The following is a 15,195-nucleotide window of genomic DNA, read 5'->3' as shown; positions in this document are numbered from 1 at the left end:
TGAATTCGCCGATCGATTTGATCCAAAGGGAAACATCCATGTCGCAACCTGCTCGCTTCGCGCTGCGCCCATTGGCGCTGGCCACTTCGCTGTTCTGCCTCGGCGCACCGATGGTACACGCCGCCGACTCGCCCTCGACCCAGGAAGCCGCCCGCCCATACCGCATCGCCGCCGGCTCCCTGGTCAGTGTGTTGAACAGCTTCGCCGAGCAGTCAGGCATTTTCATCGCCGGCCACAACAGCCTCGCCGCGGGCAAGACCAGCCCCGGCCTGAACGGCACCTACACCCCGGCGGCCGGCTTGCAGCGCCTGTTGCAGGGCAGCGGTTTGCAGGCCCTACCTCAGGGCAACAACGGCTACGTGCTGGAGTTGATCCCCGCCAACACCGGCGCGCTGGAGCTGGGCGCTACCACGATTTCCGGCCAAGACCTAGGCGCCACCACCGAAGAAACCCATTCCTACACCACCGGCTCCATGGCCTCGGCCACTGGCCTGCCGCTGTCGATGCGTGAAACCCCGCAATCGGTGACGGTGATCACCCGTCAGCAGATGGACGACCAGGCCAGCAACAGCATCGCCGATACCCTGCGCCGCGCCCCCGGCGTCAGCGTGCAAAACTACGACAGCGAGCGCTGGGAGTTCTCCAGCCGTGGCCTGCCGATCACCAATTTCCAGTACGACGGCGTCAACTCCACCTACGACGGCGTGTATGACTATGGCACCACCAGCACCGACATGGCGGTGTACGACCACCTGGAAATCATCAAGGGCTCTGCCGGCCTGCTGAGCGGCTCCGGCGATCCTTCGGCCACGGTCAACCTGATTCGCAAAAAGCCCACGGCAGCGTTCAAAGCCTCAGTGACCCAGACCTTCGGTTCCTGGGACAATTACCGCACCGAAGGCGACATTTCCGGCCCGCTGACCGAGTCCGGTAACGTGCGCGGCCGTTTCGTCGGTGTGTACCAGGATCGCCAGTCGTACCTGGACCACTACCAGCACACCAAGGACATCGCCTACGGCATCCTCGAAGCCGACCTCACGCCCGACACACTGCTGACCTTCGGTATCGACCAGCAGGACACCCGCTCCCGCGGCGCCAGTTGGACCGGTTTCCCGATGTACTTCAGCGACGGCTCGCGCACGAACTTCTCGCGCTCATTCAACCCGGCCGCCGACTGGAGCCGTCGCGACTTCAACAACCAGACTATCTTCGCCTCGGTGCAACAGAAGCTGGCGAATGACTGGTCGCTCAAAGTCAGCCTCGACCGCAAGCGCAGCCAGCACGACACCCTGCTCGCCTCCGCCAGCGGCGGCAACCCAGACCCGGTCAGCGGCGAGAACATGTACATGTTCATGGGCAAGTACAAGGGCGACCAGGTGCAGAACACCCTGGACGTGAACCTTAGCGGGCCGTTCAACCTATTCGGCCGAGAACACGAGTTGATCATGGGCTTCATGGCCACTCGCTCCAAACAGGATGTGCCGGTGTACGGTTCGGTGTACCCGCCCGTGGGCGGCAGCATCTTCGACTGGCACGGCGAATACGCCAAACCCGACATACCGCGCAGCGGCCAGAACGATATCGTGCAGCGCCAGACCGGCGCCTACCTGGCCACACGCCTGAAACCCACGGATGACCTGTCGGTGATCCTCGGCACCCGCGTCAGCAACTTCAGCGGCACCGACAACACCGATTTCTACGACCCGAGCAAAGCCGACAACCGCACCACTTATCACCAGAGCGGCGTGGTCACGCCCTATGCCGGAGTCGTCTACGACCTCAACGACACCTGGTCGGTGTACACCAGTTACACCCAGATCTACCGTCCGCAAAACAGCAAGGACGCCGACCGCAAGCTGCTTGACCCCATCGAAGGCGACACCTACGAGGCGGGGATCAAGGCCGCGTTCTACGAGGGCCGCCTGAACGCCAGCTTTGCGGCGTTCCGCATCGAGCAGGACAATGTGGCCGAGTACGTCTCAGGCTTCGAGACCGACTCGGTGTATCGCCCGATTGCCGGTGCGACTACCAAAGGTTTCGAGGCGGAACTGTCGGGTGAGGTGCTGGACGGTTGGAACCTCTCCGCGGGCTACACCTACCAGCACACCCGCGATGCCAACAACGGCTACGTGTACAGCTCGGTGCTACAGACCACCACGCCACAGCAAGTGGTGCGCCTGTTCAGCACCTACCGCCTGCCCGGCGCGCTGGAGAACGTCACCGTGGGCGGCGGTGTGAACTGGCAAAGCGAGTTCTTTGGCAATGTATTCCAGCCCGATCCAAACGATACGGTCAACTTCGGCCACAACTCGCGCATCACCCAAGACAGCTACTACCTGGTTGACTTGATGGCGCGCTACCGCTTCAACGAGCACTTGAGCACCACGCTGAATGTGAAGAACCTGTTCGATAAAAAGTACTACACCGGCCTGGGCAACTTCGGCACCGGTTTCTACGGCGAACCCCGCAGCCTGCAACTGGCGACCAAGTGGGACTTCTGAGATGACGACGGTGGAGGTCTGTGCAATGATCGCTTCACTCGCCCAAGGGAGGGACCCGCCGCCATGTCGCCGAACAGCCTCGCTCACCCCTCACGCTCGCCGCGCTTCTGGCGCGACGAGCGCCTGCCCTTCATCGAAGCGCGCACCATCGCCGATGGGCGCAAGGTGACTTACAGCCGTCACGCGCATGAGCATTTCTCCATCGGCGTGGTCACCACTGGACGCAGCTATTACCACTACGGCGCCGACACGTTTGAGATCAGCGCCGGCACGGTGGTGTTGATGAACCCTGGCGACGTACACGCCTGCAACCCCATCGCCAATGAGCCGTGGTCCTACCAGATGCTGTACGTCGACACGCCTTGGCTGACGGACTTGCAGCACCAGTTGGGGTTCGGCACGGACCAGGGTTACCGCCCATTCAGCACGCCCTACACCCGGGACACCGTGCTCTACGACGGCCTGTTGGAGTTGTACGGGATACTGGCGGATGAACAGGCCGAGTACCTGCAAAAACAGAGCGCGCTGGTGAGTTACTTCACTGAAGTTCAACAGCGCCTCAACCCCTCCGACACGCCGTTGCGTGAGGTCAACCACAAGCTGGAACGCGCCGCCGACTACATCCGCGAACACTGCACCGACGCCCTCAAACTGGAAGATATCTGTGTGGCAGCCGAGCTTTCACCGTCCTACCTGATCCGTGCGTTCAAGCAGTATTACGGCCTGACGCCCCATGCATTCCTGGTCAACCAGCGTATCCAGTTTGCCCGCGCGCAATTGCGCCAGGGTGAACTGATCGCCGACGTCGCGCTGGCCGCAGGCTTTGCCGACCAGGCGCACTTCCAGCGCACCTTCAAGCAGCATTTCGCTGCCACGCCGGGACAGTACCGCGACCGACTCAAGCCATCAATAAATAACCCACACTGGCCACCAGCAACGCGGCCATTGAGCGGTTGAACACACGAACGCCCTGAGGGTTGCCGAGGTAGCGGCGCAGGAAGGTGCCGGCGTAGGCCCAGCACGCCACCGACAGGTAGCAGATCACCAGATAGAGCGCCGCAAACAGCCAGACCTGTGCGGCATCGCCATCCGCCACAAACAAGCCCATCCCCGCCACGCAGGCCAGCCACGCCTTGGGGTTGAGCCATTGCATGATCGCGCCATAGAGCATCGACGGCGCCGTTGCGGCGCCCTCGGCGTCCAGCCGGCCATCGTCCGCAGCCAGTTTCCAGGCCATGTACAGCAGGAAGGCCACCCCGCCCCACTGGATCAACTGGGTCAAAATCGGCCAGCGTACCAACACCTCATGCAAGCCCAGCCCAATCAACACCAGCAACAGCGTGAAGCCGACGGCAGCACCGAACACATGCTTCTGGCTGGCGACAAAACCGAAGCGCGCCCCCGAACTCAGCGCCACCACATTCACCGGTCCCGGCGTGATGGAGGTGGCCAAAGCGAAGGCGGCCATGGAAATGATCAAGCTCATTGCAATTCCCTTTTATTCGAAACCGTGATGGTGAGGCCACGGTAAACGGCGCGTTGCTCGGGGTATTGAACAAAATGACCCTCGTCGGATTAGCGACTCACCGGAAAAAGCCCACCGGCTATTGGGCTGGCAACCACGCCCGGCAGCGAGACCCTGATCGATTGTGCCAATGGCCTGATCACCCGCAAGGTCGTTTAGACGCTTTTATTCCATTGATATAACTGCATTTTTTTCTTTCAAACTGCCGGTTTTGATAGGCAAAAATGCGTATTTCCCGTGCAGGAGCCGGTGCTAGAGTTCAGCCCCTACTCATCGCAAAGAAGGAACCGCTATGTCACGTCGCCTGTTGGCAGCTGCCTGCCTGATGCTGTCTTTTTCCGCTGCGCAAGCCGCTGAACGCTGGGAAACCCTGCCGCCGACTCCCGCCGCCGTGGCGGGCGCGAAAACCGGCTACGCTGCCGTCAACGGCATCAAGGTCTACTACACCCGCACCGGGCATGGCTCACCCGTGGTGCTGCTGCATGGCGGTTTGTCCAACTCCGATTACTGGGGCAACCAGGTCAAGGCGCTGGCAGCCAAGCACACGGTGATCAGTATCGACAGCCGTGGCCACGGGCGCAGTTCGCGGGATGAAAAACCCTACGGTTATGACCTGATGGCCGACGATGTGGTGGCCGTGCTCGACCACCTGAAGATCCCCCGCGCCGATATCGTCGGCTGGAGCGACGGCGCCATCATCGGCATCGACCTGGCCCTGCGTCACCCGGACCGTATCGGTAAAGTATTCGCCTTCGCCGCCAACACCCAGACCTCGGGTGTGAAGGACGCCGTGGAAAAAAATCCGACCTTCGCCGCCTTTATCGAGCGCGCTGGCAAGGAGTACGCCAAGCTGTCGCCGACGCCGAAAGAGTATGACGCGTTTGTCGAGCAGATCAGCCATATGTGGGCCAGCCAGCCGAACTGGACCGACGCGCAACTGCAGAGCATCAAGACGCCGATCCTGATTGCCGACGGCGACCATGACGAAGCGATCAAGCGCGAACACACCGAGTACATGGCAGCGACCATTCCAGGTGCTGGCCTGTTGATCCTGCCGAACACTAGCCACTTTGCGTTCCTGCAGGACCCGGCGTTGTTCAATGCGGCAGTACTGGGCTTCCTCGACAGCAAATAGACGCTGTACCCCGTGGGCGCGCCTCACGCGCGCCCACAGTTCCAGTGCTTGGTGGACGCCTGAGCCATTTCAAGCCACGGGCATTTGGGTGACGATATCGCCGATGCCCAACACGCGTCCGTCCTCAGCGACGATCTCGACCTTGCGCAGCGGCTTGAGCGTGCGCGCATCCAGCACTTGAGCCCCCACATCCTCAGGCTCGGTGTAGGCTTGGCCCCACTGCGCCAGCGTCACCAACACCGGCATCAGCGCACGGCCCTTGTCTGTGAGTTGGTATTCACTGCGTGCGCCGACTTCACTGGTTTTCAACAGGCCTTGCTCGACCATGTCCTTCAACCGCGTGGCGAGGATGTTTTTCGCCACGCCCAGGTGCTTCTGGAAGTCGCCGAAGCGCGTCATCCCGGCGAACGCATCGCGGATGATCAACAGCGTCCACCAGTCACCCACCACGTCCAGCGCGCGCGCCACCGGGCAGCCATCGCCTTCCAGGCATTTGCGTTTCATCGTCAGCCCTCCAGGCGCTCGTAAAATAAGGTTGCATTATAGGACTAACAGGCACAAGATAAAAACGGTTTCATAATTAAACCTATTGTTTTGCCTGGAGCTGATCATGGATATTCGTGGAAAAGTGGTATTAGTGACCGGTGCCAATCGTGGCCTCGGCAAAGCTTTCGTCACCGCCTTGCTGGAAGGGGGGGCGGCCAAGGTCTACGCCGGCGCGCGGGACCCAAGCAGTGTGAACATCCCCGGCAGCACACCGGTTACCCTGGACATTACCGACCAGGCCAGCGTGCAGCGCGCTGCCGCAGAGTGCGGCGACGTGGACGTGGTGATCAACAATGCGGGGTTCCTCAAGTACGGCTCGTTGCTGGCTGAAGACAGCATCGAAAACCTGCAGCAACATTTTGAGGTGAACACCTTCGGCACCCTGCGTGTCAGCCGGGCCTTTGCGCCGATCCTGGCCAAACAGGGCGGCGGTGCGCTGATCAATGTGCTGTCGGTATTAAGCTGGCTCAGCCCTCCGGGTGCCGGTGGCTACAGCACGTCCAAATCCGCCCAATGGGGCCTCACCAATGGTTTGCGTGGCGAACTGCGTGAGCAGAACACCCTGGTGATCGGCGTGCACCCCGCCTATATCGACACCGACATGGTGGCCGATGTACAGGCACCGAAGAGCACGCCCCAAGAGGTGGTCGCCCTGACCCTGCAGGCCCTTGGCGAAGACCGTGAGGAAGTGTTGATCACCGAGATGACCCATGCGGTAAAAGCCTCGTTGTCCACGGACAGCCCGGTGTACCTCAACCGTTGATCAACGAAAAATGCGCGCCCGCTCCGGCGGGCGCGGATGATGACGCCTTGATCGGCTACAACCCCCGATTGCGCAACCATTGCAGGAAGCCCTTCTTGACGGGCACCACCGGGGCTTCCTGAGTCAAGGCCTGCGCGGCGTGCAGGCGGAAATCCAGCAAGGTTTTCATGGCCTCGCTGATGTCGTGCCGCGCATCCAGGCAAGGCTTCAAGTATTCCTTTTCGATGCGGTAAAGGGTGCAGAAGGTCTTGGCCGAGAAATCCGCCAGCGCCGCCTGGTCTGACAGAATACCCGCCTCGCCAATCACCTCCCCCGGCCCCATGCGCCCGGCTTCGAACTTGTGTCCGCCCTTGGTCAACATCACCGAGACCACCCCGGATTCGACGATAAACAAATGGTCGCTGACCTCCCCGGCCGGCAGGATCATCTCGCCGGCACGGTAGGTGTGCAGAGTCATGTTCTGGCTGAAGGTGTCTTTTTCTTCCTGACGCAGGGTGGAAAAAATCGACGAACGCTCCAGCAACGCGCGCGCCGCAGACATTGCCGGCGGTGCGCTGCTTTCAGTGGCCGACAGCAAGCCGACGCCCGCCGCTTGCAGGTGACGGAAGGCCAAATCGTAAAGCTGGTTGCGCACTTCACGCTTAAGGGCCATGGCCGGTACAAAACCGCTGATTTCATACTCGACGCCACCACTGGCCGAGGTCTTGAACGCCACACTCGGCGCCGGCTTGCCCAGCAGCGGCCGACACCCCTGCATCGCCCGCTCCAGCGCCTCGATCACGGTTTGCGGGCGCGCATGGGGGCTGACTTGTAGGCTAACCGAGAGGCCGAACATGTCCGCCGGGCGCGAGAAGTTGATGATCTTGGCCTTGGCCGCCAGGGAGTTGGGGATCACCGCCAGGCTGCCCTGTGAGGTTTGCAGGCGCGTAGCGCGCCAGTCAATGTCGGTCACCCGGCCTTCGGTGCCGTCGATGGAGATCCAGTCATCGATCTGATACGGCTTGGTGGTGTTGAGCACGATCCCGGAGAACACATCGCTCAACGTGCTTTGCAGCGCCAGGCCGACAATGATCGCCACCGCGCCGGAAGTGGCGAGCACGCCCTTGACCGGCAGGTCGAGCACATAGGCCATGGCGGCAATGATCGCGATCAGGAAGATCACGGCGCCGACCAGGTCCTGCAACAGGCGCCCGGTGTGCCCGACCCGCTGCATCATCACTGCACCGAGCAACACCGTCAGCGTACGCGCCGCGAACAGCCACCAGCCGATCTGCAAGGCAGTGGCCGCCAGGTGCAATGCGGTGTTGTCCGCATAGGGTGCCATTTGCATGGGGTTCATGCCGTCGTTGAACAGCACGGCGCTGTACACGGCAAAGATCGCCAACCGCGCCGCGAGCTTCCAGTTGGCGAGGTTGACGGAAATAAGGCGCCACACGGCGATGTCGATAAAGATCAGCGCCAGGGCGCACAACATCGGGTGATCAGCGATAAATGAGGGCATCCAGGCGACTCCAGGGCGAATGCCGTGAAGATCGCATGAAATGCCGCTGCAGGGTATAGCGGGTGTGCTTACATCTGCCCGAAACGACCGGATTGAAAGTCCGCAAACGCCTGATGAATCTCCTGCTCGGTATTCATCACGAACGGCCCATGCCCGACGATGGGTTCGTCGATGGGTTCGCCACTGAGCAGCAACACCTTGGCGTCGTCATTGGCCTCCAGCATCAGTTGGCGACCATCACGCTCAAACAGCGCCAATTGCCCTTGGCGCGCGACTTCCTCGCCATTGACCAAGACCGTGCCGCGCAGGATCACCAGGGCGGTGTTACGCCCTTCGTGCAGACCCAGTGTGACGGGTTTGCTCGCGTTGAGGCGCAAGTCCCACACGTCGATGGGTGTAAAGGTGTGGGCCGGGCCTTGGGTGCCAGCGAACTCACCGGCGATCAGGCGCAGTTGCCCGGCACCGTCGGCCAACGGCAGTACCGGAATGTCGCCATCGACAATCGTCTGGTAACCGGCGTCGGCCATTTTGTCCTTGGCCGGCAGGTTGACCCACAGTTGCACCATCTCCAACGCCCCGCCGCGACGGGCAAACGCTTCGGAATGGAACTCCTCGTGGAGAATGCCTTTGGCGGCCGTCATCCATTGCACGTCGCCGGGGCCGATGGTGCCACCGGCGCCGGTGGAATCGCGGTGTTCGACTTCGCCATCGTAGACGATGGTCACGGTCTCAAAGCCGCGATGAGGGTGTTGACCAACGCCGCGACGTTGTTCGGTCGGCGTGAAATCCGCTGGACCGGCGTGGTCCAGCAGCAGGAATGGGCTGATGTGCTTGCCCATGGTGTCGTAGGAAAACAGCGTGCGCACCGGGAAACCGTCGCCGACCCAATGGCCGCGAGGGCTAGTGTAGATGCCGATAAGCTTTTTCATGGTGTACCTCCAAAGTGCATACACCATAAGGCTGCTGACCGTTGGGCACTAGCCGGCAAAAGCGGCCTGGATCGTCCTACGTATAGGACAATCCCTTGACCTGGCGCTGACGCAGCAGATGAAACGCTACAAAGGCCGCCAGCGCAAAACACGCCTGGATGATGATCATCGGCGCGGCACTGCCATCGCGCAGTTGGCTCAACAAGACACCGCTGCAGGTGGCGCCGAACATCTGCGCAAACCCCATCAAGCCTGCAGCCAGACCGGCGCGGTGTGCGTTGGGCATGACGCCACCCGTCACCGACCCTGGCAGCACCAGGCCGCCGCCCAGGGTGACCAGCGCGATCGGAATATCCAGGCCGAGTACCGACAGGCCAAACAGCGCATAAATAACCAGCGCTGACACGCCGCCGATGGCCACCATCGTCACGCCCATCGCCACAATCCTCTGGGGACCCAGGCGCATGATGTTGCGTCGGGTATAGGTGGAGCCGACGATGAGCATCGACACGATCAGGCCGAAATTGATCCCGTACTCAAGAGCGCTGAAGCCCAGCAGATTGATGAACACCGCCGAAGAACCGGCAATCACCGCAAACATCGCGCCATAGGTGCACGCCAAGGCCACGGCGAAGGCGCGGTATTGGCGGCCCTTGAGCAGATCCAGGTACTGCCCGCCGAGGGTGCGCCAATGACCGGCCTTGGGATCCAGGAAGTGATTGCTCTCGCGAAAGAACAGCAGCGCCAGCAGCAACACCACGCTGCCAATCACCAGCGCCAGGACGATCGGCGCGTGCCAGCCGAAGAGTTTGATCAACAGGCCACCGACCATCGGTGCCACCACAATGGCATAGAGCATGCCGATCATGGTCAAGGCCAGTGCAGGCCCCGCCTCGGCCTTCCACACGTCCCGCACCACCGTGCGCGCCAGTACCAACGCGGCGCAGGCGCCCAGGCCTTGCAGCACGCGGGCGGCGATGAACTGGTGGATGTCGTGGACCAGCAGCATCGACAAGGTCGCCAGCACGTACAGCACCAAGCCGCCGATCAGCACCGGACGCCGGCCGATACGGTCCGACAGCGGGCCGAACAGCAATTGCCCAAGGCCGAAAGCAGCCACAAAGGCCGACAGCGCCATCAGGGCCGAACCGGCTGGCGCTGCCAATGCCTGCTCGATGGCGCCAAGGCCAGGGATGATCAATTGGGTCGAAACCTCACCCAGTGCCGTCAGGGCCACCAGTAAAAACAGCAGGCTTCGCGAGGGGACCGGGACGTTTGTCATGAGGTGCATCCGGGGGGCTGGATTAATTTATATTTCGACCATAATATGCATAAAAAATTATGTCCATAATTTTTTGCCCAATGGTTACCCCCGGAGCCCGCCATGCACCCTCTTCCCCTGCGTCTTCTCACGCCCCTGGCCCTGCTGATCGTCCTCAATGGTTGCAACAGCAAAGCCGACACCGCCGCCGAAGTCCCTCAACCGCGCCCGGTCCTCGCGGCCAAAGTCGAAGCCGCCGGCACTCAGCAAAGCGCCTATACCGGCGTGGTCGCGGCCCGTACCGAAAGCGACCTGGGTTTCCGGGTCAGCGGCAAGGTCATCGAACGCAAGGTCGACCCTGGCCAGCACGTATCCCGTGGCGATACCCTGCTGGTGCTGGACATCGGCGACTTCGAACTGGCCCTGCGCTCGGCGAAAAACCGCGTCAACGCCGCCCAGGCACAACTGCGCCAGCGGCGTGACGACGAAAACCGCTACCAGCGCCTGGCCAACACCGGCGCCGTGTCGCGGCAGATCTTCGACCAGTCCGCGACCAACCTGCGTGTGGCCGAAGCCGAACTGGCCTCAGCGCAATCCGACGCCAGCCAGATCGAAAACCGGCGCACCTACTCCGTGCTCAAGGCCGATGGCGACGGCATCATCACCGACGTGCGCGTGGATCGCGGCCAGGTGGTCGCCGAAGGGCAGATCGTTGCGCGCCTGGCCCATGACGGTGCCCGCGAAGCCATCGTCAACCTGCCGGAAAACCAGCGTGAACAGGCCTCACAGAGAGCCCTGGCCTTCCCCTTCGGCGCGCCGGACCAAGCGGTGACCGCCACGTTGCGCGAACTCTCTGCCAGCGCCGACCCGACCACCCGCACCTACCGCGCCCGCTACGTGCTGCACGGTGCCGTCGACCGTTTCGCCCTCGGCTCCACCATCACCGTACGCCTGCAAGGCAACGGCCAGGCCCAGCAAACCCGCGTGCCCATCGGCGCACTGCAGGACGCAGGACAAGGCACCGGCGTGTGGCTGATCGGCGCAGATGACAAAGTCAGCTTTGCTCCGGTGAGCGTCGCCAGCCTCGGCCAGGAAGACGCGCTGCTCAACAGTGGCGTTGCCCCGGGCCAGGTCATCGTTGCCCTCGGCGCACATCTGCTGCACAGCGGTGACAGCGTGCGCCTGCTGCCCGCGCAAGTACTGGCCCTCAACCGCAAACAGGACAACTGAGCATGCGCGGTATCAACCTTTCCGAACTGGCGGTCAAGCATCGCGCGGTCACCCTGTTCCTGATCATCGCGATCCTCGCCGCCGGGATCTTCTCTTTCGGCAAACTGGGACGCGCGGAAGACCCCTCCTTCACCGTCAAAGTGATGACCATCACCGCCGCCTGGCCCGGCGCCACTGCCCAGGAGATGCAGGAACAGGTGGCCGACCGCCTGGAAAAACGCCTGCAGGAATTGGACTACTACGACCGTGTCGAGACCATCGCCCAACCCGGTTTCGTGTCGATGCGCATGACCTACAAGGAGTCCACGCGCCCCAGCGAAATCCAGGACCTGTTCTACCAGACCCGTAAAAAGCTCAGCGATGAAGCCGCGAAGCTGCCCAAGGGCGTGATCGGACCGTTCTTCAACGATGAATACTCCGATGTGTATTTCGCGCTGTACGCCCTGGAAGCCGAACACCTGCCCCATCGGCAACAGGTGCAGATGGCCGAAGGCCTGCGCCAGGGTTTGCTCAACCTGCCGGGGGTGAAGAAGGTCAATATCCTTGGCGAACAGGCGCAGCGGGTGTTTGTGGAGTTTTCCTACGAGCGCCTGGCAACCCTGGGCATCAAGCCGGATCAGATTTTTGCTGCATTGGCCGCACAAAACGCCGTGGCGCCATCGGGCTTCGTCGAGACCGCCGGGGCCCGCGCCTATATCCGTATCGACGGTGCGTTCGACAGCCTGTCGCTGATCGAAAACGTGCCGCTGGAAGTCAATGGCCGCGTGTTGCGCATCGCTGATGTAGCCACCGTCAGCCGTGGCTATGAAGACCCGCCCAGCTACCGTATCCGCCATCAAGGCGATCCGGCATTGATGCTGGGCGTGATCATGGAGAAACACTGGAACGGCCTCGAACTGGACAAGAGCCTCAAGGCCCAGGAAGCCAGGATCCAGGCTGACCTGCCGCTGGGCGTGAACTTCGCCAAGGTCTCCGACCAGGCGAAAAACATCAGCCTGGCCGTGAACGAGTTCATGCTGAAATTCTTCGTCGCCCTCGCCGTGGTGATGGTGATCAGCCTGTTGGCCCTGGGTTTCCGTGTGGGCCTGGTGGTGGCAGCAGCGGTGCCGCTGACCTTGTCGGTGGTGTTTGTGATCATGCTGCTGACCGGGCGTGAATTCGACCGCATCACCCTTGGCGCGCTGATCATTTCCCTGGGTTTGCTGGTGGATGACGCGATCATCGCCATTGAAATGATGGTGGTGAAGCTTGAGGAAGGTTTCGACCGGATTCACGCCGCCACCTTTGCCTGGAGTTCCACGGCGGCGCCGATGCTGACCGGCACGCTGGTTACCATCATCGGCTTTCTGCCGGTGGGGTTTGCTCGCTCCGGTGCCGGGGAATATGCCGGCAACATCTTCTGGATCGTCGGCTTTGCGCTGATCGCGTCCTGGCTGGTGGCCGTGGTGTTCACGCCGTACCTGGGCGTGAAACTGCTGCCGCAGATCAAGCCAGTGCCTGGCGGCCATGATGCAATCTACGCCGGGCGTTATTACCAGAAACTGCGGGCATTGGTCGAAGCCTGCGTGCGTGGGCGCTGGCTGGTCACCGGCCTGGTGGTGGCGGCGTTTGTGCTGTGCGTGCTGGGCATGGGCGTGGTGAAGAAGCAGTTTTTCCCCAATTCCGACCGTTCCGAGCTGATTCTTGAGGTGTACATGCCGCCCGGCAGCGCCTTCAAAAGCACCGAAGCGGTGGCCGCGCAGTTGGAAAAAGCCTTGCTGCAAGAGCCGCAAACCACCCTGGTCGACACCTATGTGGGCGGCGGCGCACCGCGCTTCTTCCTGTCGCTGAACCCCGAACTGCCGGACCCGGCGTTTGCCAAGCTGATCGTGCAGACCCCGGACTCCCACGCTCGCGACGCGTTGAAACTGCGCATGCGTGAACGCATTGCCGCCGGTGAGTTTCCTGCGGCGCGGGTGCGCGTGACGCAGTTGCTGTTCGGTCCGCCCGTGCCGTTCCCCGTGGTGTTCCGTGTGTCCGGCCCTGACGTGGACGTACTGCGCGGGGTCTCCGAAGACGTGCGCAAAGTGGTCGCCGCCAACAAGCTGACCAAGGACGCCTTCCTTGATTGGGGCGAGCGCACCAGCGGTTATCGCCTGGTGCTGGATCAAGACCGGCTGCGCCTGCTGGGTTTCACACCCAACGAGGTCAAGTCCCAGCTCAATGCCTTGCTCAGCGGCAACCCGATCACCGAAGTGCGTGAAGGCAACCGCACCGTCTCCGTCGTCGCCCGTGCCCAGGGCAGCCAGCGTGAAGACCTCGGCAACCTCAACAACATGACCCTGACCAACAGCGCCGGCACCTCAGTGCCATTGGCCCAGGTCGGGCATTTCCAGGCGGTGATGGAAGAACCGACCCTCAAGCGCCGCAACCGCGCGACCACCGTGGAAGTGCGCGCCGACATCATCGACGGCGTGCAACCGCCCGACGTGGAAATGGCCGTGTACAAAGACCTGCAACCACTGATCGCCAAGCTGCCCGCCGGTTACCAGATCGACATCGGCGGCCCGGTGGAAGAAAGCGCCAAGGCCAACGTCGCCCTGGCCGCGCTGTTCCCGATCATGATCCTGCTGACGCTTACGGTGATCATGTTCCAGGTACGTTCGTTCGGCGTGATGTTCATGGTCTTCGCCACGGCGCCGCTGGGGTTGATCGGCGCGGTGCCGACCTTGCTGCTGTTCAACCAGCCGTTCGGCTTCAATGCGATCCTGGGCTTGATCGGGATTGGCGGAATCCTGATGCGCAACACGTTGATCTTTACTGACCAGATTCGCCAGAACCAGGAGCACGGCATGGCGATTCGAGAGGCTATCGTCGAAGCCACAGTCCGTCGGGCACGGCCGGTGATCCTGACTGCGCTGGCGGCGGCGCTGGCGTTTATTCCGCTGACACTGTCGGTGTTCTGGTCGTCCCTGGCTTACGTGCTGATCGGCGGAGTGTTGGTGGGCACGCTGTTGACGCTGTTGTTCCTGCCGGCGCTGTGCAGTCTGGTGCTGCGGCGAACGCGCACAAAAACTGCTGAAACCTCCCACGTAACAGCGAGATAAGCTCTACAGATATCACCTGAAAACCTCTGCAAAGTCCTTCGCCTGATCACACAGTGCGAAGGATTGCAGATGAATTTTCTATCGGGTGCGTCGGCTTTCTGGGCATCAGCTGCAGGGAGTCGGCGCCGATGACCCACCCCTCCCACATTGCCCTGATCGAATTTGAGCTGGATGGTTTCCATCAGAGCCTGGTGATTTATCGCCAGCAAATGGACGCGTGGTATTCGCGTGCGCTGGATTCGGTGAGCCATGCGCTGGACATGCCGTCGCTGCTGGGGATGGATCGGGTGTTGCGGATGGGGGATTCGCAGCGGGCGGTGAGCATTGCGGATGCCGACTTTTCGACCGTGGCCCCGTGCGCGGTGGGCGGCGAGCTGAAGATCGAGAGCCTGTTCGAGTCGGTGTATGACGTGCCGATTGGCAACATCCCGGTGGAGGTGATCGGGCTGGGTGACGGCAGTTCCGCGGTGGTCATGCTGGATGAACAAGGCAAAGGCTCGCACCACTGCGCGGCGGGCGGGCGCTATCAAGTGCGGGTGCAGGGGGGCGTTTCTACTGAGCAAGTGGACGCGTTGTTTGCGTCCTACGCTTGGCGGAAGCGGCGATCTACTTGGGGTCGTTGCCTGATGAGTTAGTCCTGTCTCAAGGGTCGCGCTTCTACCATTTTCGCAACGGTGTGCTGACCGCGATCAGCGATGCGTATGACAACCGGTTGCGC

12 protein-coding genes are annotated in these 15,195 nt (G+C 62.0%); 7 read left to right on the top strand and 5 right to left on the bottom strand.

The features are described from left to right. The first annotated feature begins 38 nt into the window (after positions 1-38). Positions 39-2,501, top strand: a complete 2,463-nt coding sequence (locus CI807_RS19590; protein ID WP_095015823.1) for a TonB-dependent receptor — start codon at positions 39-41, stop codon at positions 2,499-2,501. Between the two features lie 63 nt (positions 2,502-2,564). After that, the gene (locus CI807_RS19585) at positions 2,565-3,458 is read left to right on the top strand and encodes an AraC family transcriptional regulator (RefSeq protein ID WP_095015822.1); all 894 of its coding nucleotides are present in this window, start codon (positions 2,565-2,567) and stop codon (positions 3,456-3,458) included. Here the strand turns inward: CI807_RS19585 and CI807_RS19580 are convergent. Then, complete coding sequence (locus tag CI807_RS19580) at positions 3,400-3,987, bottom strand: LysE family translocator (protein WP_095015821.1); 588 nt, start codon at positions 3,985-3,987, stop codon at positions 3,400-3,402. The two genes, CI807_RS19585 and CI807_RS19580, sit on opposite strands and share 59 nt — an antisense overlap. A gap of 331 nt (positions 3,988-4,318) precedes the next feature. Here CI807_RS19580 and CI807_RS19575 point away from each other — a divergent pair, with 331 nt between their 5' ends. Further along, complete coding sequence (locus tag CI807_RS19575) at positions 4,319-5,161, top strand: alpha/beta fold hydrolase (protein WP_095015820.1); 843 nt, start codon at positions 4,319-4,321, stop codon at positions 5,159-5,161. A 69-nt stretch (positions 5,162-5,230) separates the two neighbouring features. On the opposite strand, the gene CI807_RS19570 is transcribed toward CI807_RS19575, so the two are convergent. After that, positions 5,231-5,665 (bottom strand): helix-turn-helix domain-containing protein, encoded by a 435-nt coding sequence (locus CI807_RS19570; protein WP_095015819.1) that lies wholly within the window; start codon positions 5,663-5,665, stop codon positions 5,231-5,233. Positions 5,666-5,771: 106 nt separating this feature from the next. On the opposite strand from CI807_RS19570, the gene CI807_RS19565 reads away from it, so the two are divergent. Further along, entirely contained in the window at positions 5,772-6,470 is a 699-nt protein-coding gene (locus CI807_RS19565; RefSeq protein ID WP_095015818.1) for an SDR family oxidoreductase, read from the top strand. 55 nt (positions 6,471-6,525) lie between these two features. On the opposite strand, the gene CI807_RS19560 is transcribed toward CI807_RS19565, so the two are convergent. The 3 genes from CI807_RS19560 to CI807_RS19550 all read right to left on the bottom strand — a co-directional run bounded on the left by CI807_RS19560 (position 6,526) and on the right by CI807_RS19550 (position 10,182). Further along, positions 6,526-7,971 carry a mechanosensitive ion channel family protein gene (locus CI807_RS19560; protein ID WP_095015817.1) on the bottom strand — a complete coding sequence of 482 codons (1,446 nt, stop codon included), beginning with the start codon at positions 7,969-7,971 and terminating at the stop codon, positions 6,526-6,528. 68 nt (positions 7,972-8,039) lie between these two features. Next, positions 8,040-8,900, bottom strand: coding sequence for a pirin family protein (locus tag CI807_RS19555; RefSeq protein ID WP_095015816.1), 861 nt, complete (start codon positions 8,898-8,900; stop codon positions 8,040-8,042). Positions 8,901-8,976: 76 nt separating this feature from the next. Further along, a complete protein-coding gene (locus CI807_RS19550) occupies positions 8,977-10,182 on the bottom strand; it encodes a multidrug effflux MFS transporter (RefSeq protein ID WP_095015815.1) in 1,206 nt (401 codons plus the stop codon). Positions 10,183-10,284: 102 nt separating this feature from the next. Here CI807_RS19550 and CI807_RS19545 point away from each other — a divergent pair, with 102 nt between their 5' ends. The 3 genes from CI807_RS19545 (at position 10,285) to CI807_RS19535 (ending at position 15,112) form a co-directional block, all read left to right on the top strand. Then, a complete protein-coding gene (locus CI807_RS19545) occupies positions 10,285-11,391 on the top strand; it encodes an efflux RND transporter periplasmic adaptor subunit (RefSeq protein WP_095015814.1) in 1,107 nt (368 codons plus the stop codon). Positions 11,392-11,393: 2 nt separating this feature from the next. Beyond that, complete coding sequence (locus CI807_RS19540) at positions 11,394-14,477, top strand: efflux RND transporter permease subunit (RefSeq protein WP_095015813.1); 3,084 nt, start codon at positions 11,394-11,396, stop codon at positions 14,475-14,477. A gap of 128 nt (positions 14,478-14,605) precedes the next feature. Beyond that, positions 14,606-15,112, top strand: coding sequence for a hypothetical protein (locus CI807_RS19535; protein ID WP_256578545.1), 507 nt, complete (start codon positions 14,606-14,608; stop codon positions 15,110-15,112). Positions 15,113-15,195 lie beyond the last annotated feature (83 nt).

It is taken from the genome of Pseudomonas sp. NS1(2017) (genome assembly GCF_002269425.1).
GTDB classification, from domain to species: domain Bacteria; phylum Pseudomonadota; class Gammaproteobacteria; order Pseudomonadales; family Pseudomonadaceae; genus Aquipseudomonas; species Aquipseudomonas reactans.
This window is presented reverse-complemented; position numbering and strand designations above follow the sequence as displayed.

Bases quoted from the DNA above. Each gene is read 5' to 3' on its own strand.
- CI807_RS19590 (WP_095015823.1), top strand. From the start codon at position 39: ATGTCGCAACCTGCTCGCTTCGCGCTGCGCCCATTGGCGCTGGCCACT.
- CI807_RS19585 (WP_095015822.1), top strand. From the start codon at position 2,565: ATGTCGCCGAACAGCCTCGCTCACCCCTCACGCTCGCCGCGCTTCTGG.
- CI807_RS19580 (WP_095015821.1), bottom strand. From the start codon at position 3,987: ATGAGCTTGATCATTTCCATGGCCGCCTTCGCTTTGGCCACCTCCATC.
- CI807_RS19575 (WP_095015820.1), top strand. From the start codon at position 4,319: ATGTCACGTCGCCTGTTGGCAGCTGCCTGCCTGATGCTGTCTTTTTCC.
- CI807_RS19570 (WP_095015819.1), bottom strand. From the start codon at position 5,665: ATGAAACGCAAATGCCTGGAAGGCGATGGCTGCCCGGTGGCGCGCGCG.
- CI807_RS19565 (WP_095015818.1), top strand. From the start codon at position 5,772: ATGGATATTCGTGGAAAAGTGGTATTAGTGACCGGTGCCAATCGTGGC.
- CI807_RS19560 (WP_095015817.1), bottom strand. From the start codon at position 7,971: ATGCCCTCATTTATCGCTGATCACCCGATGTTGTGCGCCCTGGCGCTG.
- CI807_RS19555 (WP_095015816.1), bottom strand. From the start codon at position 8,900: ATGAAAAAGCTTATCGGCATCTACACTAGCCCTCGCGGCCATTGGGTC.
- CI807_RS19550 (WP_095015815.1), bottom strand. From the start codon at position 10,182: ATGACAAACGTCCCGGTCCCCTCGCGAAGCCTGCTGTTTTTACTGGTG.
- CI807_RS19545 (WP_095015814.1), top strand. From the start codon at position 10,285: ATGCACCCTCTTCCCCTGCGTCTTCTCACGCCCCTGGCCCTGCTGATC.
- CI807_RS19540 (WP_095015813.1), top strand. From the start codon at position 11,394: ATGCGCGGTATCAACCTTTCCGAACTGGCGGTCAAGCATCGCGCGGTC.
- CI807_RS19535 (WP_256578545.1), top strand. From the start codon at position 14,606: ATGACCCACCCCTCCCACATTGCCCTGATCGAATTTGAGCTGGATGGT.